The sequence below is a fragment of the Pseudoalteromonas sp. JC28 genome (assembly GCF_013319255.1).
In the GTDB taxonomy this organism is placed as follows: domain Bacteria; phylum Pseudomonadota; class Gammaproteobacteria; order Enterobacterales; family Alteromonadaceae; genus Pseudoalteromonas.
Window position 1 is genome coordinate 39,897 of the sequence record NZ_QOKX01000014.1, and the last position, 24,909, is coordinate 64,805.

Here is a 24,909-nt window from a genome sequence, read left to right on the forward strand (position 1 = left end):
TAATGAGGTTACTCTCCGAATTAGGAAAGACGGCGCCTAACTCTGTCTTTATTTCACTGTTGAGCGGCGCGATCGCAGGCCTTATCTACGCGTCGCTAGTTCCAGTTATTCTAATCGCAATTGAAGAGTTTAGCTATGTATTAGACGGCACCGCAGATTTTGTTGAGGTGCTGGGCGTGCAAATAGCACATCCAAATTTAGCGCTGTTATTTTTAGGTATTTGCGCTGCGATTTTTATTTTGCAATCAGTGTCAATGATTGCATTACAAAAGTCAGCATTAATGCTTGCGAGTAATATCCGAAAAAGATTGTTTGAAAAGATTCTAGGGGCTCCAATCGAGAACCTTGAATCAGTTGGAACTTCTAAATTACTCGTTGTATTAAGTACAGATATCAGTCGAATTATGATGGGGGCGCAAGCAGTTCCTGGTCTGTTAGTCAGTTCAGTTATTTTGTTAGGTGTATTTTTATATATCTACTTTTTAAGTATGGGGGCATTTCTATTTTTATTGGTTTGTTTAGTTGTTTCAGTTATTACCTATCAAATTCCTATCATCTATTCCATGAGGTTTTTTAATAAATCAAGACAAGAAACAGATGAACTTCAAAAATCATTTCGCTCTTTACTAATGGGAGCGAAAGAGTTGAAAGTTAATAATGTTAAGCGAGAGTCATTTATTAAAAATGAGTTGCTTAAAGCTGAAAATGAAATGCGTGAAACACTTACTAAAACGTATAACTATACAATCTTTGCTGAAAACTATGGGATGCTATTAACCTATCTAATTATCGCCGTTTTGGTTTTCTCTTTTGTTAATTACTACTCGATTGGTCATGGTGAATTACTGGGTATAGTTATGGTTCTGCTATATATATCCGGCCCAATTCGATGGATATTGCAATCAATAGCTCCAATTTATAGAGCTAATGCGTCATATAATAAAGTAGATCTGATTCTTGCATCTTTGTCTAAGGAGGTAGAGAGTGAATTAACCCCGGTTAGTAACTGGGAAAAAGTAACTTTCGATAATACTTGCTTTTCTTATAAAAAATCTAATTTTGAAGTTGGCCCAATTTCTTTTAGTTGTAGACGCGGAGAAATAACTTTTATTGTTGGAGGGAATGGCTCGGGTAAATCAACCTTCTGTAAGGTCGCTACACTTCATTATAGGGCAACATCAGGAAATATTATCTTTGATGATGTGAAAGTTGATGAAAGCAATATTGATAGTTATCGCCAGTCAATAAGTGTTATCTATAGTGATTATCACTTATTTGAAAAGCTGCATGGAATTGATTTAGAAAATAGTGATGTTATAGATGAAATTAATTATTGGTTAGTGAAGCTTAACCTCGATGAGAAGGTGTTTTTAGAAGGAGATGGATTCTCTACTTTAGAACTTTCAGATGGTCAAAAAAGAAGGTTAGCATTAATAGCTAGTATTGTAGAAGATAAAGATTTTTATTTATTTGATGAATGGGCTGCAGATCAAGATCCTCAATTTAGAGAGATTTTTTACAAAGAAATCCTACCTATTTTAAAGTCAAGAAATAAGTTGATTATAGTTATAACTCATGATGATAGATATTATAACTTATCAGATCAGCTCGTTCATTTAGATAAAGGAGAGGTTCAGCTAAGTGCTTCAAGGTTAAATTATGGCGAGGCTAAGGCTGAAAAATCAAATTTTAAAAACTCAGAAAATAATAAGGATAACGCATATGAGGTTTGATTTTTCTCTAGCGCAGAAGGATGTTTACTTCGATCAGCTACATTGTATTGGTAATGCTAAATATAATATTGGTGGATATGTTGATATAAGCTCGGCAAATGTCACATCTTTATTAGAAGCAAGTGATCAGGTTATAGCAAGTAACCCTATGTTTAGTTTGACTATTGAGCATGAGCATGATGGTCCCAAAGCAAGATTTGATAACGCTTTACATATTAAGTCTACGGTGGTTGATTATAGAGACGCTATTGAACCGATTAAGTCAGCGCAGGAGCTTGTGAAAGAAATATTTTCTCAGCCCTTTGATCTTAAGGGAAGATGCCTCTACAAAACTTATATCATTCAACTGACAGATCAAAGGATCTGGTTTGTAGGTGTAGCGCATCATTTGCTGATTGATGGCTGGGGGTTTGCGCTATGGGCTGAGGCACTTTCAAAAGCTTATGAATCAAAAGAATATCAGGTTAATGAGCACGCGCAGCAAAACTATTTTGAACAAGACTCAGTATACTTGGAGTCAGAACGGTATCAGAAAGATAAGGAATTTTGGAAGTCTTACTTGCATTGTTCTAAAAGGAATATACTTATTCCAAATAGGAAATTGGAATCGAAAAGCTCAAGTGAGAGAGTTGTTTTTTCAGTAGCGCGAGATAAGTATGAAAGCTTATTTTCAAACAAAGGGTTTCTAGCTAAGTCCCCTGGTACTGTATTTTTGTCTCTTGTTTTTATAATGTTCTCTAGACTATATAGAGAGCGTAATTTTAATGTAGGGTTACCAGCTCACAATCGAAAATCAGCGAAACAAAAGAATGATATAGCTCTATATACAAGTGTTAGCCCTATATCGCTAGCTTATACATCAGACACCTCATTTGATCAGTTTCTTAGCTATGTAGCTTCTGAGCAAAAAAAAATATATCGACATCAGAAATACCCAATTGGTCATATTGTTTCTGATATGGGCCCTGAAGCAAGAAGTGGTCTCTATGATGTGTGTGTGAACTTCTTAAAATTAAATAATAGTTGTCGCTTTGCTAAAGCGCATGCATCTTACCATTATATCGAAAACCCTTTCCAAACTACTCCTTTTAACTTAACCATTTGGGACAATGGAGAAGTGCAGCCTGTTGAACTACAGGTGGATTATCACATGGGGTACTTTTCAAAAGAGGAAATTGCACAGCTTTTAGAAATACTTTTTTCTCTTCTAGAACAAGTTTCAAATAATCCAGAGGTAAAACTCTCTGAATTAATGCTTACATCTGAGAAAAATAAATCGTTATCTCTGTCCGACACTGGACTTGATGAGGAAATACAACCATTTATTACCTTATTTTTGGAGCAAGTGCGGAAATCTCCGAATACCGTAGCTGTGTCGTGTCAAAACAGAGAACTTACTTATGAAGCCTTAGATCTTTCTTCAACGCGGCTTGCATTGAGATTCAAGGAAATCGGGGTCAAAGCCGGTGATCTCGTAGGGCTAATGCTTCATCGCTCAGAAAGAATGGTGGAAGCGATTGTAGCGCTGAGTAAAATTGGAGCTGGTTTTGTGCCGATGGATCCGAGCTATCCAGTTAGCCGCCTAAAGCATATGGCACATGACAGTAATATTTCATTGCTTGTCATCGATAGTGATTTCTCTGAGTTAGCATTTGAGCTAACAGATAAGATTTATATTGTAGAGTCACTTTGTGAAAATACCGCTGTTGAAATTGGCTCGACTACCGTAGCCAAAAACGATAGCACTGCTTATGTTATATATACCTCGGGCTCTACAGGTACGCCAAAAGGCGTTGAAATTTCGAATCTATCTTTGGCTAACTTTTTGCTCTCAATGAGGAAAAAACCAGGAATCAGCCATGGAGATAGATTATTAGCCGTCACTCCATTTAGTTTTGATATATCTATTTTAGAACTATTACTTCCGTTAATAAGTGGAGCGACGGTCAAAGTATTTCCTTCACGTATAACCCATGATCTGCAAGGTTTGGTTGATGAAATTAACAAACCTGATACCAGCATCGTACAGATGACTCCTAGCGCATGGAAGTTGGTATTAGCTTCTGGCTGGCAAGGTAAACCTAGCTTAAAGGCGCTTGTGGGAGGAGAAGCTCTGCCACAGCATTTAGCAACTGAGCTAACAAGCAAGGTTGATGCGCTTTGGAATATGTATGGGCCAACTGAAACAACAATTTGGTCAAGCTGTATCCGAGTGGAAGAGAGTTGGAGTGTAAATTCAATAGGCCATCCAATCGCTAATACACAGATGGCAATTCTAGATAGCCAGCATAGCTTCATGCCTGTGGGTTGGACGGGTGAGTTATACATCAGTGGTAAGGGGTTGGCAAAAGGCTACTTTAATCAACCTGAGCTAACTGCTAGTCGCTTCATTAGTTGTAATGGAGAGCGTTGGTATAATACGGGAGATTTAGCGAAAATACAGGCAGATGGTAGTGTTGAATTTGTAGGACGAATAGATACTCAAGTTAAATTCCAAGGGTACAGAATAGAACTAGGTGAAATAGAGTCAATACTGAAAAAGTTACCGAATATCTCTGACGCAGTTGTTCTAATCAAGACATCTGACTCTGGTCATCAGTGTTTATGTGCTTACTATATCTCTGAAAATGATGAGTTATCCTCTGAACATTTGAGAGCCGCCGCTTCTGAATACCTTCCATTACATATGCTTCCAAGCCATTGGCAAGCACTTAAAGCGTTTCCTTTAACACCAAGTGGCAAACTAGATAGTAAGTCGCTTTCACTACCTTCGAGTTTTGCACAAGTAAGCACAACTGAAAATGAAGATCGTTTGATACAGGAGCTGGCAGCCGTTATTTGCCATCACCTTCAGATACCTCACCTTGATGCAGAGACAAACTTTTTTGATGCAGGAGCAAGATCCCAAGAAATGGTTGAGCTTGTGCCAAAGTTGAATGAAGCATTGAGTTTGTCACTAACTGTTGTCGATATGTTTAGTTATCCCTCACTTAACGCGCTGGCTCAAGTCATTGATGCCTCTGCGACCCGCAACTCCGAGGCAAAAAGCCGAACAGAGCAACTTCAATCAGGCAAATCAAGGCTTCAAAGAAGATTGAATACAAGGAAACAAGTCAATGAGTACTAATCAAAATTATCATGGTGCTGAAATCGCAGTCATAGGTATGTCTTCGCGATTCCCCAAAGTGAACTCGACACAAGAGTTTTGGCAATTGTTGCGAGAAGGCCGGTGTGGATTGTCAACATTCTCTTCTGAAGAGTTAGAGCGTGCAGGTGTGGATAGTGAGCTGATATCGCAAGACTCTTATGTTCCAGTTAAGGGGGTTGTGGAAAATGCGATGGCCTTCGACGCAGAGTTTTTTGGATATAGTGAGCGTGAAGCTATTTTAATGGATCCTCAATTGAGGCTCTATCATGAGACTGCTTGGCAAGCTCTTGAAGATGCTGGTTGTGGGAGAGAGACGTTAAATGAGAGGTTGCTGGGCGTTTTTGGTGGAGCTTCAGCAAACCCATTATGGACAGCTCAATTTAGCCAAGCCGCTTCTGAAGGTGGTGCACAAGCTTACGAGATAATTAATCTCGTTAGTCGAGACTTTTTTAATACTCGTTTGGCATACAAGTTCAATCTAAATGGCCCTGCTGTGACTGTACAGTCAGCTTGTTCAACAGGCTTAGTTGCAATTCACCAAGCTTGTCAAAGTCTGTTAAGTGGGGATAGTGATATTGCGTTAGCTGGAGCTGTTTCATTATCTACCAACCCAGCTTTAGTTGAACCAGATATACAAGGATATGTTTATCAAGAGGGAATGATCCTCGCTCCTGATGGTCAATGTAGGCCATTCGATGAAAGTGCTCAGGGGACGGTCTTGAGTGATGGAGTCGGGTTTGTCGTTTTAAAGCGACTACATGATGCAATTACCGATGGTGATCAAATTCATGCTGTTATTAAAGGTTCAGCAATTAATAACGATGGTAATAATAAAGTAGGATATACCGCACCAAGTGTTGCAGGCCAGCGAGATGTGTTAAGTACAGCACTACAGATTGCTGGTGTTGAGCCACAAGGCATCGGTTACATTGAAACTCATGGAACAGGAACAAAGCTGGGAGACCCTATAGAGGTGCAGGCTTTGAACCAAGTATATGGCGTTAATAGATCAACGCCTTGTTTAATTGGCTCAGTAAAAAGCAACTTTGGCCATTTAGATACCGCAGCAGGTATCGCTGGGTTTATTAAGGCGGTACTCGCTATAAAGCATGGCGGGATTCCAGCAAGCTTGCATTACAAGGATGCAAATCAGAAGTGCCAGTTTTCTGAATCTGGGCTAATGGTATCGGATCACTTCCAGCAATGGCCATCAGCAGGGGTAAAACGTGCCGGCGTCAGCTCGTTTGGGATTGGTGGAACAAACGCGCATATTATTTTAGAAGAGTATCGAAAACCCGCAATGGAATCAGTGCAACAAAGTGCTGCCTTTATTCCTGTTACTGGTCATTCTAAAGAGAGTCTACAACGTAACTTAGCCGCAATGCAGAGCTGGTTGCGGTCAAATACTAACGATTCACTATCTGCTGCTTATACTATGTTATTTAAGCGTTCAAAGCAGAGTATTAAGTCTGCACTTGTTCATGATGCCGACAATCAATACATAGCGACAGCGTTTAATAAGGAGCTGCACCCTGAATCACTGGTATTCATGTTTAGTGGTCAAGGCTCTCAATACTCTAAGATGGCACAATGGCTATATAAGAATGATACAAAATTTAGAGAAGTAGCAGAGTTATGCTCTACACACATAGATGAGCTCACAGGTGTTAATGTATGCGAATTACTTTGGGGAAATACTGAGCAGATAGCAAGTGACGAACAGTTACGAGCAACAAAACTTGCGCAACTTACACTGTTCACCGTTGAGTTTGCAATTGCTCAAAGTCTAATTGATAAAGGGTATCGGCCTAGTGCGTTAATTGGGCATAGTCTTGGTGAGTATGTTGCTGCGACAGTTGCTGGGGTATTCAGCCTTCAAGACGCGATAAAGGTGATTAGCGCTAGAGCCCAAATTATGTCTCGTGCTACGCCGGGGAAAATGATTGCAGTGAACGGCAGTTGGACTCAGTTTGACACCTCAAAGTGGTCGAATGTATCAATTGCGACTATTAATTCTGAAAAGAACTATGTTGTTGCTGGAGCAGTCCAGGATATTGAGATATTTATTTCAGATGCACGAAGCAATGGATTAGAAACTACAGAGCTCAATACATCAAGTGCATTTCACTCTTCATTAATGGATCCACTGTTAAGTGACTTTGAAGCTGAGTTCAAAGGGATTCAACTGAATACTCCCAATATGCCGATTATCTCAAATGTGACAGGTGATTGGGCAGGTGAGCAGGAACTATGTGATGTCTCTTATTGGGTTAAGCACTTGCGTCATACGGTTCAATTTCACAAAGGTATCAGCACGCTGTTGTCAGGACCAAGTCGAGCTTTTGTTGAAGTTGGTCCAGGTAATACGCTAGCCAACATTGTGTCACGCCATGGGCAATTAGAAAGTCAGAGTTTAGTCCTGCATACCACCCGCGCAAAAAGAAACGAAAAGAATGAACATACAGCATTCAATAAGTGTTTAGGGCAGCTTTATACGCTTGATATTGAACCTGATTGGAGCAGGGTACTTCAAGGTTTTAACAAGATCGCCGACCTTCCTCCTTATCAATTTGATAGCAAAGTTTATAAAACTCAGTTTTCAGGTTTTAGAGAAACGGCAGAAGAGGATGTTGAAGGATTTTATAAGCAACAGTGGAGTAAACAAGCGCTATCACTCCTATCACAGGATAGTGACAATAAAGGTAATATACTCGTTCTCGATGATAACAGTCATTTTTCCCAAAATATTATCAAGCAGTTAGAGTTGGAAACAGCAAGCACAATAACGACTGTTAGGGTTGGAGAAGTATTTAAGCGAGAGGATGAAAACCGCTACATTATGAGAGCGGAAATATTTGAAGATTATGAAAAGCTAGTTGCGGAATTAACGCGGTTAGTGACATTACCGACAAAAATTATCTCATTTTGGCCAAGTTTAAGCACTATTGACAACTATCATAGCATCCTCACATATCTCCATTTAGCAAGAGCATTCTCAAATGTCTCTTACCAAGATGAGATGAGTTGGTTTGCGATAACAACAGAAGCTTGTAACGTTACAGGTATAGAGTTGCTTAAACCCGAACAAGGGCTGGTGTACGGCACACTGAAAGTAATTTCTCAAGAGCATCAGAACATCTCAGCGCATCAAATTGACTTTGATAGTTCAAGTTTTAGTCAGTCTCAGTTACTTCCAATAATACGTTCTAAAAAATTGTCCACTGTAAGTGCGGTGCGAGGCAGAAATCTTTGGCAACCAGAGTTTCTAAAAATTGGCAAGGAGCTAGAAAAGAGCAGTTCACCTGTAGTTATTCGTGATAATGCGACTTATGTAATTACAGGTGGATTCGGAGGTGCAGGACAAGAACTTGCTCGTTATTTAGCGTCAACATATAAAGCAAACTTAGTGTTAGTGAGTCGAACAGACCGTTCATCTTCTCCTCTTATTGCTGAATTGAACTCCTATGGTGCCAATGTAACTTGCCTTGAGGCGGATGTAAGTACACCGCGATCAGCTCAAATAATTTGGGACAAAGCCGTCACTGAGTTTGGCCAAGTTAGCGGTGTATTTCACCTAGCGGGACTGCCAGGTGAAACGATGGTGATGAACCAAACAAATGAAATTGTGCATAAGGTACTAGCTGCAAAGCTGGGAACCGCCAACGCTTGGGTTGATATTTGCGAGCGTGAAGAGATGGAGTTCGTCGTACTATTTTCTTCGGTTACGGGGATTTTAGGTGGCATGGGTCAAAGTGACTATAGCTCAGCCAATGCTGGTTTGGATTGTATAGCAGAAGCAGCTCACAGTAGAGGTATAGATAGAGTTTTCAGTATTCGCTGGGATGCTTGGAAAGAAGCTGGAATGGCTGTAGAGGCATTAAATGGCAGAAGACGGATTACAGCGCATCAAACTCATCCACTGTTGGGCGATCAAATTATCAATGAGTCAGGCCAGACAGTCTACTGTAAGCAATTTCATACAGAGAGGGATTGGCCGCTTGCTGAGCATTGGGTTATGGGTTTACCAACGATTCCTGGTGCAACCTATTTGGAGATGGCTGCAGCTGCATTTCAGCATTCAACCCCTTCAAAGCACATCACTTTAAAAGACGTATACTTTTTATCTGGTGCAGCCCTATCTGCAGGAGATTGGTCTGATTTATATACCAACCTAACAGTCGATGGCAATGGTACTCAATTCGAAATTACGAGTTATCAGCCGAGTAATGAGTTGTACCAAATTCATGCGAAAGGGCAGGTAAGTGGAGTTTCGAGCGCGCAGCCAGAAAGCATGTCGATTAATGAGCTAATTAATTCAATTCAAGGAAGAGTATTCGACAATGTTTCTGGTGCTGCAGACCTTGGGGCTCAAGCTCTTGGTGTGAGCCGAAATGCAGAGCAGCACGATCAGTTGATGAAGTATGGTGAGAGATGGAACTGTTTTGAAAAGGTGTGGATCGGCGAGCGCTCAGGCCTAGCTAAAATGCACTTACCTGCACAGTTCGATACTGATATTAATGACTACAGTTTACATCCTGCCTTACTGGATTGCGCAACCTCTTATCTGAGAGCTTTTATTGATGGTGGCGTCTATATACCAATTAGCTATGCAAAGCTTACCCAATATTCGAAGCTAGAAGGTCAGTTTTATAGTTTTGTCGAGTTGCAGAGTCAGGACAGCAAATCGGGAGTCATGAGCTTTGATATTTGTTTACTCAGCTTAACAGGAGAGCAGCTAGTAGCTATTTCAAATTTCACGATGAAGAAAATTGAAACAGACTTAGCTAGCTCTTCAAGTAAGGTAAGCAATATACCTCTTAGTGAATTTGTATATAAACATAAAGCGATGCCTGCAGGCATTGATAATAGTACTGCAATGAGTGTTATCGAACAGACATTAGCTCACCGTCAGCCAGTAACTTTGTATGCAGCATCGGATTTTATAAAGCGCTATGAAAACTCCGCAGATGGTGACACTGGTTTATTCGACCTGAATGACGCGTTACCACAACAAACACGACCTAGACCTGATTTAGAAGTGGATTTTGTTGCAGCAAAAACTCCCACTCAAAAATCATTAGTGTCAATTTGGGAGCAAATGCTTGGATTAGAAAAAATAGGGATTCAAGACGACTTCTTTGAGCTTGGTGGGGACTCTCTCGTTTTGATGCAGATCCATAAAAAAGTACAACAAACATTTGATGAAAAAATAGCGGTTGTTGAACTGTATAACTATCCGACAATTCAAAAACTCGCCGAATATATAGACTCTTCATCTAACGAAGATGACGATACTTTATCTCAGGTTTCTTCTCGAGTTGAGAAGAAAAAAGCAGCAGCCCTTCGCCGCAGAAAAAAACAACAAAAGGACTAACAGAAAATGAAATCAACAGAAGAATTAAAAGAATATTATCAGGATGACATTGCCGTTATTTCAATGGCTGGTCGCTTCCCCGGTGCAAACAGTGTCGAAGAGTTTTGGCATAACCTTGAAAATGGTGTCGAGTCAGTCAGGTTTTTTAGTCAAGAAGAGCTATTGAACTTAGGGGTTGATCCTGCACTTTTAGAAAACCCGAACTTTGTTGGTGCTGAGGGGGTACTTGAAGGCGTTGAGAATTTTGATGCTGAATTCTTTGGTTTCTCGCCTAGAGAAGCTGAATTGTTAGACCCACAGCATCGGATCTTCCTTGAGGTAATTTGGGAGCTGTTAGAAAGAGCGGGTTATGGTGCTGAAGAAGGCGACAACATCATTGGTGTTTATAGTGGAGCCGGTGCTAGTTCCTATCTGTCGAGAAACTTATTATCACACCAAGACTATGTAAGGGACGTTGGGACCTTTAAAGTCTCTCTCTCAACGGGACAAGACTTTGTCTCGACAAGAGCAAGCTACAAGCTTGGCTTATCTGGACCTAGTATCAATATTAATACTTTATGTTCGTCTTCAGCTGTTGCTGTTCACTATGCGAGGGAAGCGTTGCTTGCATATCAATGTGACATTGCGGTAGCTGGAGGAGTTACAATATCAAACTCAAGAGAAGATGCTTTATTTTACCAAGAGGGCGGCATAGGGTCCTTTGATGGTCACTGTAGAGCCTTCGATGCGAGGGCTGCCGGTACAGTTGCTGGGAATGGTATTGCGCTTGTTGCTTTGAAACGCATGGAAGATGCACTAGAAGATGGCGATCAGATCCTTGGCGTACTAAAGAGCAGTGCAATTAATAACGATGGCGGGGACAAAGCAAGTTATACCGCGCCAAGCCCTGAAGGGCAATCGAGGTGTATTACAGAAGCTCTTGAAAGCGCAGAGATAGATCCTGCGACGATTAGCTATATAGAAGCACATGGAACAGGTACTAACTTGGGGGATCCGATAGAAGTATCTGGTTTGACTAGAGCATTTCAACGCTATACGGATAAAAAGCAATTCTGTGGCATTGGTTCTGTGAAAACAAATATTGGGCACCTCGTATCAGCGGGGGGAGTTGCCAGTATGATAAAGACGTTGAAGGGGATGGAGCATCACAAGATACCTGCAAGTCTAAACTTTGAACAACCTAATCCAAAAATTGATTTTGCTAATAGCCCATTTTTCGTTGTTGATAAAACGATCCCGTGGGAACCAAGTGCAGGTGACAAGTTAAGAGCTGGTATTAGTTCATTTGGCATTGGTGGAACGAATGCACATTTAATCGTAGAAGAAGCGCCTGAGTTACCTAAGTCTGATTCAGCTAGTGGACTTCATCTAATCGTGTTGTCTGCAAAAACAGCATCCTCATTAGTAAAAACGAAAGAAAACCTGCTTGAGCACTTGAAGTGCTGCCCAGAGCTAAATATTGCTGACGTTGCTTACACGTTACAAGTCGGTAGGAGAAATTTTAAACACAAGTTTGTCACTGTTGTCAGTTCAATAGATGAATTAAAGAATAAGCTGACAGGAGACGACAAGCGATTCACGATCCAAAGTGCCCAGAACAAAACAGAGCGAGATATTTGTTTTATGTTCCCCGGTCAAGGTAGTCAGTATGTCGGTATGGCGAAAGCTTTATATGAAAATGAAGCTGAGTTCAAAAAGCATTTAGATCAGTGCTTTGAATTAATACACACGCATTGCTCTTTGTCCTTAAAAGAACTTTTGTTTTGTGAGAATTCAACTGCTGCCAGTACACAACTTAAACAAACTCAGAATGCTCAATTAAGTTTATTTAGTGTTAGTTATGCACTAGCTAAACTGCTAATAAGTTGGGATGTAAAACCACAAAGCATGATTGGTCACAGTATCGGTGAGTATGTTGCAGCGTGTTTGTCCGGTGTATTTACTCTGGAGAATGCAATAAGACTCGTTGCAAAGCGTGGTGAGCTCATGGCGGGTATGCCACATGGCAAAATGTTGTCGATTCCAATCGCTGCAAGTGAAGTGTCTAACTGGGTAAGAGAGGGAGTTTGGCATTGCGTTCAAAATAGCGAACATTCACAGGTTTTGGGAGGGCAGCCTGAAGCAGTTGACGCTTTATTAGCTGAACTAAATGCAGCAGGAATTGAAGCTTCTCTGCTACATACATCTCATGCGTTTCACAGCGGGATGATGGCTGCTGCACTTCAGCCATTCATAGAGTTTGCAAGCACAATACCGATGAATAAACCAACTATCCCGTTTATCTCAAATGTATCGGGTGATTGGGCTGAGGAAGAAGTTTGCAGCCCAGAATATTGGGCTAAACACCTGCGTCAAACTGTGAAATTTAACGATGGATTAGAGACATTATGGTCTGAGGATACTAGCCGTGTGTACGTTGAAGTTGGCCCAGGGACTACCTTACGATCATTTATAAAGACGTTGAGCAATAACCAAGCTCATGTTGCAAGTACATTACCTAAACCTGCAGAGCAAGAGTTGACTCTGGAAAGTATCGCATTTACGCGTGCTGAAATATGGGCAGCGGGGATCACACTACCTTTTGAAGAGTATTATTCTACGCAAAAGCGCCACAGAGTTCGTCTTCCTACCTATGCATTTGAGCCAAAGAGATATTGGATTGAACCTGCAGCAACAGGTAAGCAGTTATTTAAACCTGATTTAATTTTAACGAAAGATTCTGATATGCCCAGCACCACAAAACCGCTTGTAGAGGGGGCATTACGTTGGGAGTTAAAAGCGGTTGAACAACATACGACGTTGTCAGACGCACAATTGGCAGCTATCAAGGCGATGCAACAAGGTGTTACAGAGCAGCTTGCGACTATTCTTGGTAGTAGTATGGATGTCAAAGGTGAAGGCTTAGAGTTAAAGTTTGCAAATATAGAGTCTCAAATTGATGGTAGTAGTGATGACCTTGCATTGGCTTCCAATCATAGCCGTCCAAGTTTTGCGCCTGATTATGTTGAACCAAGAACGGAGCTTGAATCACTACTAGCGCAGCAATGGCAAGAAGTTTTGGGGTATAGCCCAGTTGGAATAGAAGATAATTTCTTTGAAATGGGTGGGCATAGCTTAATGGCGGCTGCCTTAGTAACCAAAATGCGCAAGCAGTTTGAATTTGAGATACCACTTCAGGAGTTATTGCAATTACCAACTATTTCTGCACTTTCCGAATTAATTGAAACTCGGATGTGGTTACTTGAGCAAGAAAATAGTGAGGCCGATACAACTGAACCTGTTGAGGTGCTTGAACTATGAATGTTGAGGCACTTTTACAAGAGCTTCGGGCTCATCACGTTAAATTAAATATCAAAGGTGACAAGCTGGTTTGTGAATTACCAAAAACGGGAATTCCTGATAGCCTGAAGACGACACTGATAAGTAATAAAGAAGCGTTGAAGTCGTTTTTAAATAAGCTTTATAAAGATAATAAGAAACGCCACACGATTCAAAAGGTCGATAAAGCTTGTGAAATACCACTGTCATTTTCACAGCAAAGCTTGTACTTAGCGCAAAAGTTTGCGTCAGGCAACGAGTATTACAACAGTCACTTCTTATTCGATATTAGTGGTGAGATTGATTTTTCCTGCTTTCAACTTGCTGTGCGCAAGTTGATAGAGCGGCATGAAATATTGCGGACTTGTTATGGCGAAAATTTAGGAATGCCGTTTCAGTTTGTAATGCCAATGGAAAGTATCGACATGACAAAAATCTGCGAGCTTGTTTCCGTGGTTCATAAAAACGATGAAGAAATAGAAGCGCAGATCAGAACAAGTATAAATATCTATTTTGATTTGGAACGTGATGCTCCTATCAGAGTTAAATTATTTAGAACGAAAGAAAGATATTTAGTGTTGTTTGTTATACACCACATCGCAACAGATGGATTTTCCGGTGGTGTTTGTAGTAAAGAGCTATGTCAATTGTATCTTCATGCGGTTGAGAAATCAGATGAGAGTTTGGCTCCATTAGATATTCAGTATGCAGATTATGCATTTTGGCAGCGTTCCCCTGAATGGATGGAAATGCAAAAAGAAGGGATTGAATATTGGCTTGAAAGGCTAGAGGGGGCGCCAAAAGTAAATCAACTTCCATATGATTTTCCACGCCCACGTCAGTTGGATTATAGCGGTAGGACACAGCAGTTTAAGCTTGATTCCCTGAGGCTGGCTAAACTGAAAAAACTTGCTGCACGAGAAGAGACAACCTTGTTCATGCTGTTACATGGCCTGCTTGGTGTGCTAATCGCTAAAGTGAGTGGTCAATACGACAACACTATAGGTGCACCCATTGCAAATAGGCTGAATCCTCAGCTGGAGTCATTAATAGGCTTTTTTGTTAATACCTTACCAACAAGAGTACAAATTGATGCTAAACAAAGCTTAATTGATATTCTTCGACAGAATAAAACGAATCTATTGAATGACTTTTCGCATCAAGAAGTGCCAATCGATGTGCTTATTTCTGAGAGGGCGGGAGAGCGCTTGGTAGGCGGTTCAAATCTATTTCAGGTGCTATTTGTGATGCAAAACACGCCTGAGATGATGCTTGAGTTCGCTGACACAAAAATGGAGCTGAAAAACTTTGATGCCCATACTGTGCGATTTGATATAGAGCTTCACATCACGGAGCTTAATGATGAGCTCAATATTAGTTGGATGTATGCAACAGCACTTTTTAAAGAAGAAACGATTAAGAGTTTGCATGACAGCTTCATACTGCTCATTGATACCTTTTTAAATAATCCCGAAATAAATTGTTCAGATTTCTCGATAGTTAATAAGAAGCAACAAATACAGCTAGAGAAATTACAGACGAAAGAAGCGGTTCCTCTTGCTGGTGCCTTTGTGCAAGAAGCATTTGAGAGCACGGCTAGAGATTACCCAGAGAGTATCGCGTTAGTTGATAAAGAAGAGACAATTAGTTATGGCAGTTTAAACGCGCAAGCGAATAAATTAGCCCATTACTTAATTGAGACTGAGAATGTTAAACCTGGTGATTTAGTGGCATTTTTAGTTCCGAGGGGCATAGATCAAATCATAACGTTGATGGCCATATTGAAAGCGGGTGCAGGCTATATTCCAATCGACGAAGCATTACCTTTAGAGCGTATTGATCAGATATTACAAAATTACCCAAATAGCTTGTTGATATATGGAGACTGCTCTCAGGCGTGCATCAGTGAGCACAATAATAAAAGGCAACTGTCATCGCTAATTTTGAGTAATTACCCAGTTACTAATCCGGTGCTCGAAGTGGGGCTACTAGAGTCGCCCTGCTATGTTTTACACACCTCAGGCTCTACAGGTAAGCCAAAAGCGGTACAGATGTCACATAAAGCGCTGTTGAATTTGATTGTGACCATTGGGGTTGCTCAACCTCTTTTAACGAAACAGCCTACTTGGTTGCAATACGCATCAATCGGTTTTGATATGAGCTTTACTGATATTTTTATGGCACTTAGTAACCATGGTAAGTTGGTACTAACTCGTCGAGAGTGTATGAGTGACCTAGACTATCTTAGTAAAACGATTGTGGATCATGATGTCAGCGTTTTAAATTTGCCACACTCAATGCTGCACATTTTATTGAGTTATTGGGTAGAAAGTCACGTCAATCCAGCGCAACTGAATTGTGTGATATCTACGGCTGAGCAACTAAAAATAACTCCAGCGATCAGAAAGTTCTTTTCACGCAATAATCGAATACAACTTGTTAATCATTATGGTCCTACAGAGACACACGTTGTGACTGCATTAAATCTCTCAAAAGTACCAGAGACTTGGGCTGATATACCTAATATTGGGTCGCCAATAGCGAATGTGAGCTGCTTGGTACTTGACGAGTTTGGCTATCAAGTACCTGTAGGCGCTATGGGGGAGTTGTATATCACAGGTGCATGCTTGGCCGATCAGTATCTCGGAGAGCCTGAGCTGACGAAGGAAAAGTTTACTGAGCTACCTCATTATCCTCATTTGGGTGAGCGATTTTATCGTACGGGAGATTTGGTTCATTGGACGTCAAATGGCAACTTAGAGTATTTAGGTAGAAGCGACCAACAGGTGAAACTGAGAGGCTTCCGAGTTGAACTAAGTGAAGTGGAGACTACCTTAGCATTGCATCCAGACGTAGATATGGCATCCGTAAAATGTGATGAATTCAACGGAGATAGCAAGCTAATTGCTTACTTTACTGTAAAGGGAAGAACACCTTCACAAACTGAGCTAAATGAATTTTTGCTTTCCAAGCTACCTTACTACATGTGTCCAAGCTTATTTATCGAAGTCACTTCATTTACATTTAATATCAACGGAAAAGTAGACAAAAATGCGTTGCCTAAGGCTGATTTCTCGGTACTAGAAAGTCACTATAGTGAACCTGAAACTCCGACAGAGTACCGCCTTCAAGGTGCGTGGCAATCATTGCTCAATGTTGAGAAAGTAGGCCGTAATGATAACTTCTTTAACTTAGGTGGGCACTCGTTACTTGCATCACAACTCTCTGCTGGGATCCAGCAAGAAACCGGCATAAAACTATCAGTAAAAACGATTATGGAAGCCCCTATTTTGAGGGAGCAAGCGCGCTTATTCGATGAGCTAAATTATTTGCAGAATGTTGAGAGCTTAAAGGCTGGACAAACAATCAAGGAGGAGGGGGTGCTATGAAAGAACTTAAACTATCACTAGAAAATTATCTACATGAAGGCGTGGTTAAGTTAGAGGGCGTGTTTTCTCAAAACGATATTGAGACCTTAGAAATGCACCTTCGAGATCATATTGGTGTTGAAAAACGGGGGGTTGTCTATGAGCAAGATGGAGTTACGGTACGCGGCATTCATGGTATTCACTTGTACCATGAGTTTTTCTCCACATTAGTAAAACAGGAAAAATTACTTGGTATCGTTCGGAAAACCCTAGGTGACAACTGCTATGTGCATCAATCCAAAGTAAATGTTAAGAAAAAAGGGGTTGGGGAATTCTGGCCATGGCATCAAGATTTTGTGTTTTGGCATAATAATGACCATATAGAGAAAGAAGAACTAGTCAATATCGCCATATTTCTCGATGATGTGGACTTTATTTCTGGTCCTTTGTGGTTTATTCCAAACTCGCATACGCAAGGGAACCTCTGCCAAAATATAACGCTTGAAGCTCAGCCTGATAAATCATGGTCGAATGATGTGGCTTCAGCGCTTACTTTCCAAGTGCCAATTGAAGAAGTTGACAAGCAAATTCAGATGAATGGTGTTGCTCCCGCAATAGGTAAAAAAGGCGATGTCATCGTTTTCCATCCACAAACTATTCATGGTAGCCCTAATAACTTAGGGCCAACGGATAGACGGTTGCTTATTCTGACCTACAACAAAGTGAGTAACGTAAGCAAGTCTCTTTCAAGCCGGCCTGAGTTTTTGTGCTCACCAGTCACTTATTAAGGAGTATGATAATGGTGAAGGAATTAATTAATGATGCTGCGTCGGCAGGGGTTTTTCTCTCATTAGATGAAGCAGGACAGTTGAAATATGAACTATCTGTAGATGAGTTTCCAGAACAGCTAAAGCAAAAAATTATTCAAAATAAAAACGAAATCATTGCCTTTTTTGAAGGATTATCAAGTTTACATTCAAGTCCCGGTTACAGTACTCAAGATGCTATCGAGAAAGCATCTGAGGCATCGGTATCTTTCGCCCAACAGCGCTTTTGGTTGATTGATAATATTGAAGGCGGAAGCGCCCACTATAACATGCCAGGTGCTTTTCAGTTAGAGGGTGAAATAGATTTACACGCTATTGAACGGGCGTTTGTAGAAGTTATACAGCGACATGAAGTACTACGCACAACATACCATGAACTAGATGGTCAAGTTACTTTGCAGGTCCACGATATTGAAAGTTTCCCTATCAAGCAAACCTCTATCGAGCATTTAAGTGCGGAGCTGGTAAATAAAAAGCTCACTGAGCTGCTCAGCCTAGAGGCATCTAGAAGTTTTGATTTAGAAAATGATCTTATGATCCGTTGTCATCTCATCAAGCTCTCCAATAACAAATATGTTGTTGGGGTGAACATGCATCATATTGCCTCTGATGGTTGGTCGTTAGGGATCTTAATAAACGAATTTGTAGAGTGCTATAGTGCAGTGCTCGAACATCGTGATGTAAGCTTACCTGAATTGCCTATCCAATATTCAGACTTTGCGGTGTGGCAGAAGGCACAGTTGCGAGGAACGTTACTAGATCAACTCGGTAGCTACTGGAAAACGCAGCTTGCAGACATACCTATGGCGCATAGCTTGCCACTTGATAAACCGAGACCACAAAGACCGGATAACCAAGGTACGACATTTAGTATTCAACTTCCCGCATCACAAAGTAAGGCTTTGAAAACATTCTGTGTTGAGCAAAATGCATCACTTTTTGCCGGAGTTCATGCGCTTTTCGCTGCATTGATGTCTCGCTACAGTAATGAAAATGATGTTGTTATAGGAACCCCTGTCGCGGGAAGGGATAATGCTGAGCTTGCAAGACTAATTGGGTTGTTTGTCAATACTCTTGTTTTACGAACTATCAACCCTGCCAAATTAAGTTTAGTTAAGGCGCTAGAAGTAAGCCGGAACACCATATTTGAAGCCTTTGAGCACCAAGCTATTCCCTTTGAGAACTTAGTTGAAATTCTAAATATCGAAAGAAGCCCTGCATATCATCCTATATTTCAGGTTATGTTGGCGATGCAAAATAATGATCAGGAGGCACTAAAGCTGCCTAATTTGGCATTGAGTAACGTGGAACAGCCAATAACCACGACGAAGTTTGATTTAACAGTGCATGTGAGAGAAGTTGGTGAGCAGATAGAGTTCACATGGGAGTATGCAACAGCGTTATTCAATGATGATACGATTAAAGTGATGGCAGGGCATTTTAACCAGCTAATCACTCAAGCGGTAGCTAACCCCAACGCCTCACTAGATACAATGCCTTTGCTGACAGCATCTGAGTACGAGACAGTTGTAAATAAATGGAATGCGACTTCTGTTGCTTATCTTGAAGACCTGTGTATGCATGAATTGTTTATACAGCAAGCACTAAAAACTCCAGCTGCCATAGCACTCGTAGACTCTCAAGGGGAGATGACCTATTTTGATTTGCTAAGACATGCTTTGCTCGTTGCGAGCAAGCTATCTGGGCAGATTACTGTCGAGGAGCTGGTTGCTGTAAGAGCTGAAAAAGGTAGAGCGCAGGTCATTGCCACATTAGCTATTTTGATTGCAGGAGGGGCATATTTGCCTCTTGAAACCAGCTGGCCGGTTGAAAGGTGTCGCGATATTTTAGTGCAGGCACAGGTAAAAGTCTGTTTAGTTGATAGTCAACAGCAGTTATTATCATCAGAAGAGTATCAATATATTGACTTGAGCCGCATCGACAACACAGGTATTTCTACCAAAGAGGTTATTGCATACTTTGAAAATTATCGAGCTCCGCAACAGATAAATCAGTTGGCCTATGTCATTTTCACATCAGGTTCAACAGGTGTACCTAAAGGGGTAGCGATTGAACATCAAGCAGTAGTTAACACTTTACTTGATATCAACAGTAAATATGAGGTTACGCATAAGGATAAAGTTTTATGTGTATCTGCATTGAGCTTCGACCTGTCTGTATATGATATTTTTGGTATGTTAGCGGTCGGTGGAGTGCTAGTCTTTCCAGCTCCTGAATTGGCGAAAGACCCTCATCACTGGCTTGACATGCTGGAAAAGCATGAAATAACAGTTTGGAATACAGTACCCTTATCTATGGGACTAATCACTGAGTTACTCGAAGCTGATAACCGACAAGATATTGCGCCTTTACGTATCGTGTTGATGAGTGGAGATTGGATCCCAACCTCATTACCTAAGCGTATATGGCGTCGCTTTAGGAATGCAAAACTCTTTAGTCTTGGAGGAGCAACGGAGGGGTCGATTTGGTCGATTCATTACCCCATTACTGAGGATTTGAGCGATCGTCGAAGTGTGCCATACGGTAAGCCTTTAGGTAATCAAGCATTCTATATACTTAATTCGCAGCTCCAACACTGTCCTACCGGTGTGACGGGGGAGTTGTTTATCGGCGGAAAAGGTGTTGCTCGTGAATACTACAATGCGAGTGAAATCACCGAAAAGCATTTCTTATACCATCCTGAATTACAACAAAAAATCTATCGAACAGGTGATTTAGGACGTTATTTACCAGACGGTAACATTGAGTTTGTAGGTCGCTTAGATAATCAACTAAAGGTTAGGGGATTCCGAGTTGAGATAGGTGATATTGAAAGTCAGTTGCTTGCTCATCCAAAAGTTGAAGGTGCGCATGTCGTAGCTGTACCAGACAAGTCAAAAAACATTCAGTTAGTTGCATACGTTGTAATGACAGAAGAGTGGAAGCCATCACGTATTCGCGAGTATCTGTTCGGTACCTTACCTGATTATATGGTGCCAAGTGCAATTATGTTGTTGCCAAGCTTCCCGTTGACCGCAAATGGGAAGCTTGACCGCAAAGCTTTACCTGAACCTGACTTTAGCCAAGCACTCGCTGAGTATGAAGCTCCCAAAAATAAAATTGAAGCCCTATTGTGTGAGCTTTTTGCAGAATGTTTGGGATTGGAAAAAGTAGGAAGGAAAGATAACTTCTTTTCTCTTGGTGGGCATTCTGTTTTAGGTATGGAGCTGATCTCAAAAGCTAAGCGTAAAGGCATCATTATAGAAGCTCGCCACTTGTTTTCCGTAAATACGTTAGCAGAGTTAGCGGATGTAGTGAGCGTAAATGAAGGTGAAAAGCGGCTGTATCAAGCGCCTAAGAACAAGGAGTTGCAAGATGGAGAAAGTCTTAAACCCGAACATTTGACACTTGTAAACCTTTCTAACAGTGAGCTCGAAAGTATTGCGAAGCTAGTTCCTAAAGGAATTGATAATATTCAGGACATCTATCCACTGAGCCCTGTTCAAGAAGGGTTTCTATTCCACTATATGCTTGGCGCTGACGTGGATCCTTATATTCTAAATTCTGTCATCGAATTACCACAAACAACTTCTTTATCAACGTTGCAGCAGGCCTTTGAGGTCATTCTATTAAGGCATGATGTACTAAGAACGCAAGTTCAGTGGCAAGGCGTTGCTGAACCTGTGCAAGTTGTATGTAAAGAAGTTGAATTCGTTGTGGATGAATGGGAGTTCAGTTGCGATGACGATGATACCGACGTTTTAGAAGTGATAGCACCGTCGTTACGCTCAAAGATGACAATTAGCCAAGCACCTTTAGTAAATATAACCTTGGCAAGAAATTCAACGACTACAAAGTCTTATTTAGTTATTCAGTGCCATCACCTTATCGTAGATCACGCTGGTTTAGAGATGATTGGTCAAGAGCTTGCTGCAATTTTAAATGGGCAAGAATTAAAAGCGCCTGCGCATCAGTTTAGAGAGCAAATAGCGTTTATTAAGGAACACTGTGACTTAGAAGCGGCAAAGGCATTTTATAAAGATTACTTAAATGATGTAACGCAAGGTTGTTATCCATTTAACTTGTCGAGTGTCCATGGTGATGGTAGCGATGTTGTTCAGTTGAATCATGATTTATCTGAAAAATTGAGTGCAGAAATCAGAGCATTATCTCGAGCATATCGTGTATCTCCCGCTATTCTATTCCACATGGCTTTATCTCTAACAATCTCTATTGCAAGTGCTAGTAGTCGAGTGATATTCGGGACGGTGATGTCGGGTAGGCTTGATGGTGTAAGTGGGGTTGATAAAGTGATGGGGACGATGATAAATACTGTCCCAGTACACTTAGAACTTAAGAACCTGAGTGCCGAAATGCTGTTGCGAAAAACGGAAGCATGCTTAAATGAACTCGTTTTATTTGAGCATGTACCTTTGGCTATAGCGCAGCAACAGAGTGGGTTAACTTCGGATACTCCTTTGTTTAGTTCGCTATTTAATTATAGACGGTCAAAATCTGAGAGTGCAGTGCAAAGTACTTTAGGTCTGCGTAGCTTATCCCTGAAGGAAACAACGAACTACCCTTTGGTTGTCTCAGTTGATGATTTCAATGATAAGAAGTCGTTCACCGTTGAAGTTAAAGCGATGGGAGAGTACGCCTCAAGAGTGCAAAATATTTTTGCATCTGCGATGGCAAGTATTTGCTCGGCGCTAGTATCTGGTCATGCTGGAGAAGTTACGAAGCTAGCTTGCTTACCTAGTAGTGAGCTTCCCAAAATAACATCTAAAACGGGGTGGCCTAAGAGCTGTAAAGAAATACCCTTAGCGCACAACCTGTTTGAAGCGACTGCCGTTCAGACGCCTGATGTGGATGCAGTGGTTACAACGCAAAATACACTGTCTTTCGCTGAGCTTAATAAATCGGCGAATCAGTTAGCAAATTACTTACGCCAAACTCATGGTGTTAAAGAAAACAAATTTGTCGGTATTGTCGTCAATCGTTCACAGAGCTATGTCGTTGCAGTTCTAGCTGTCTTGAAATGTGGTGCAGCCTTTGTACCCATTGATCCAAGTTACCCAACAGAGCGAGTGAGCTACATATGTGACCAAGCTAATGTGACAGTTGTTCTAGGTGATCATGACGAGCTGTCAAAAAAGGTCAGCGCACCTTTTGCTAACTTGGATTTATGCATCGAGGAGGCTACAAGCTATACCTCAGCACCACAACCAACGACTATTGATGCCAAAAGTGCAGCTTATGTGATTTTCACTTCGGGCTCTACTGGTCGGCCTAAGGGAGTCGTTGTAAGTCACCAAAATTTGGTAAACCATAGTACAGCACTAAAGGCAGACATTCTGGAAGCAACCGGAGCGAGTCGCTGGGGCTGGACACTATCAGGTGCATTTGATGGGGCGATGAAGGGTATATCTGCTTTATTAAACGGTATTTCACTTTGTATGGTGTCCGAACAAGCTAGGTATAACCCTAGCATATTGTGTTCAGAGCTACAGTTACTAAAGGCTGATATTGTAGATAGTACTCCTGTGATGATAAATGAAATCTTCAGGCTAGCTGAAATACCTCAAGTAAATTGGCTTATCGGAGGGGATGCAATTGATCCTGTGATGTGGAATAAAGTAGCCAAGTATCAGCAATCTATAGCAAGAAAAGCCTTTAATATGTATGGTCCAACTGAATGTAGCATCAACACTTGTTGGGGAGAAATAACAACAAACTCAAGCCCTCATATTGGCTCACCCATACTCAATGTAAATCTATCGATATTAGACAATGAAATGAGAGCTGTACCAGCAGGGGTTGTAGGCGAGCTTTACATTAGCGGATTTGGGGTGGCTAAAGGTTATATTAACTCGGTAGATGACGAAGCATTTCTAAGCCAAAGTGTATGTGCTGAAGCAGGCCTGGAATGGCCAGTATATCGCAGTGGCGACCTTGTGAAAGCGAGCGTTGATGGGGTATTGCAGTTTGTCGGAAGGAAAGACTCACAGGTTAAAATAAGAGGCTACCGAATCGATTTAAATGAAGTGGAAGCTGCCATTTTAGCGTGTAACATCGAATTAGCTGCGGTTACGACACACGAAGATACGCTCGGAGGGACTCAGTTACTTGCTTTTTATGAATCATCCGATATATCCGAGCAAGAGCTAAAAGAGCGCTTACGCGAGATGATCCCTTCTTATATGCTTCCAAGCGTTATTCAAAAACTTGAGCAAATGCCAATCAATAGCAATGGAAAGATAGATCGGAAAGCCTTGCCCAAGGTGGGAGAAGTCAATTCAACAGTAGTTTATGTTGCCCCCGACACAGAAATTGAAAGCAGTCTCTGTAAGCAGTGGGAAACTCTTTTGGGAGTAGAAAAAATTAGTGTTGAAGCGAGCTTCTTCGACTCTGGTGGCCACTCAATCTTAGCAACAAGATTTGCTAGTTTCGTTGAGCAAGAGTTTAAAGTGCAGTTACCGCTCTCTATGCTTTTTGAAAGTGCCACGGTGCGGACAATTGCTTCCTATATTGAGTCTATTCAATTGAGTAGAGGGGAAGTTTCTCTCAAAGAAGACGAAGAAGAGTTCTTTTTATAAGAACGTGTATTGAATCGTACAACAAGAACAATAAAAACCCTCCAAATCTGCTTACATGTGGATTTGGAGGGGCAAGGAATGAGTAGATTACCTCTAAGATAATTATGAAAGCTGAAAATATAATAATTAATGCAGTCAAGAGCGGTGTTCACCTCTATTTAAAAGATGGTCGGTTAGCGTATAAACTAAACAAAGGGAGTTTTCCCGACGATATAAAAGCAATGGTAGTTGCTAACAAAGACCTTGTTATCGAGCACTTAGAACTACAGTTAACCCAGAGCAACTTAGATAGAACAGTTCAAGCCTATCCAAGAGAAAGCCAGACGTTACCAACGTCATTTTCGCAGCAGCGTTTATGGTTTATAGATCATCTCAAAGGAGGCTCACCAGAGTACAACATGCCAGTGGCCTTGACTGTAAAAGGTGAATTATCGCTGCCTGTAGTTGAGCGTGTTTTTCAGCGGATAATTGCGCGTCATGAGGTGCTAAGAACCAATTATTATGATGAAGCAGGCGTGGTGTATCAATATATCCATGAACCTGAA

General features: G+C 41.1%; 8 protein-coding genes. All 8 read left to right on the forward strand.

The genetic code is table 11. The annotated features are described in order from the left end of the window. Positions 1–2: 2 nt before the first annotated feature. Positions 3–1,733, forward strand: a complete 1,731-nt coding sequence (locus DS891_RS23060; protein WP_010604331.1) for a cyclic peptide export ABC transporter — start codon at positions 3–5, stop codon at positions 1,731–1,733. After that, positions 1,723–4,860 carry a non-ribosomal peptide synthetase gene (locus DS891_RS23065; protein ID WP_174171039.1) on the forward strand — a complete coding sequence of 1,046 codons (3,138 nt, stop codon included), beginning with the start codon at positions 1,723–1,725 and terminating at the stop codon, positions 4,858–4,860. Before DS891_RS23060 ends, DS891_RS23065 begins: the two co-directional genes overlap by 11 nt. Next, entirely contained in the window at positions 4,850–10,255 is a 5,406-nt protein-coding gene (locus tag DS891_RS23070; protein WP_174171040.1) for a type I polyketide synthase, read from the forward strand. Before DS891_RS23065 ends, DS891_RS23070 begins: the two co-directional genes overlap by 11 nt. A gap of 6 nt (positions 10,256–10,261) precedes the next feature. After that, entirely contained in the window at positions 10,262–13,555 is a 3,294-nt protein-coding gene (locus DS891_RS23075; protein WP_174171041.1) for a type I polyketide synthase, read from the forward strand. Continuing rightward, a complete protein-coding gene (locus DS891_RS23080) occupies positions 13,552–16,962 on the forward strand; it encodes a non-ribosomal peptide synthetase (protein ID WP_174171042.1) in 3,411 nt (1,136 codons plus the stop codon). The genes DS891_RS23075 and DS891_RS23080 overlap by 4 nt, the downstream gene beginning before the upstream one ends. Next, the gene (locus DS891_RS23085; protein ID WP_010604336.1) at positions 16,959–17,729 is read left to right on the forward strand and encodes a phytanoyl-CoA dioxygenase family protein; all 771 of its coding nucleotides are present in this window, start codon (positions 16,959–16,961) and stop codon (positions 17,727–17,729) included. The genes DS891_RS23080 and DS891_RS23085 overlap by 4 nt, the downstream gene beginning before the upstream one ends. Before the next feature lie 11 nt (positions 17,730–17,740). Then, positions 17,741–24,364 carry a non-ribosomal peptide synthetase gene (locus DS891_RS23090; protein WP_174171043.1) on the forward strand — a complete coding sequence of 2,208 codons (6,624 nt, stop codon included), beginning with the start codon at positions 17,741–17,743 and terminating at the stop codon, positions 24,362–24,364. Between the two features lie 104 nt (positions 24,365–24,468). Continuing rightward, positions 24,469–24,909, forward strand: a 441-nt coding sequence (locus DS891_RS23095) for a condensation domain-containing protein (protein WP_254606030.1), incomplete at its 3' end; no start/stop codon positions are given.

Coding starts and splice junctions, on each gene's coding strand:
- DS891_RS23060 (WP_010604331.1), top strand. CDS start 3: ATGAGGTTACTCTCCGAATTAGGAAAGACGGCGCCTAACTCTGTCTTT.
- DS891_RS23075 (WP_174171041.1), top strand. CDS start 10,262: ATGAAATCAACAGAAGAATTAAAAGAATATTATCAGGATGACATTGCC.
- DS891_RS23085 (WP_010604336.1), top strand. CDS start 16,959: ATGAAAGAACTTAAACTATCACTAGAAAATTATCTACATGAAGGCGTG.
- DS891_RS23090 (WP_174171043.1), top strand. CDS start 17,741: ATGGTGAAGGAATTAATTAATGATGCTGCGTCGGCAGGGGTTTTTCTC.
- DS891_RS23070 (WP_174171040.1), top strand. CDS start 4,850: ATGAGTACTAATCAAAATTATCATGGTGCTGAAATCGCAGTCATAGGT.
- DS891_RS23065 (WP_174171039.1), top strand. CDS start 1,723: ATGAGGTTTGATTTTTCTCTAGCGCAGAAGGATGTTTACTTCGATCAG.
- DS891_RS23080 (WP_174171042.1), top strand. CDS start 13,552: ATGAATGTTGAGGCACTTTTACAAGAGCTTCGGGCTCATCACGTTAAA.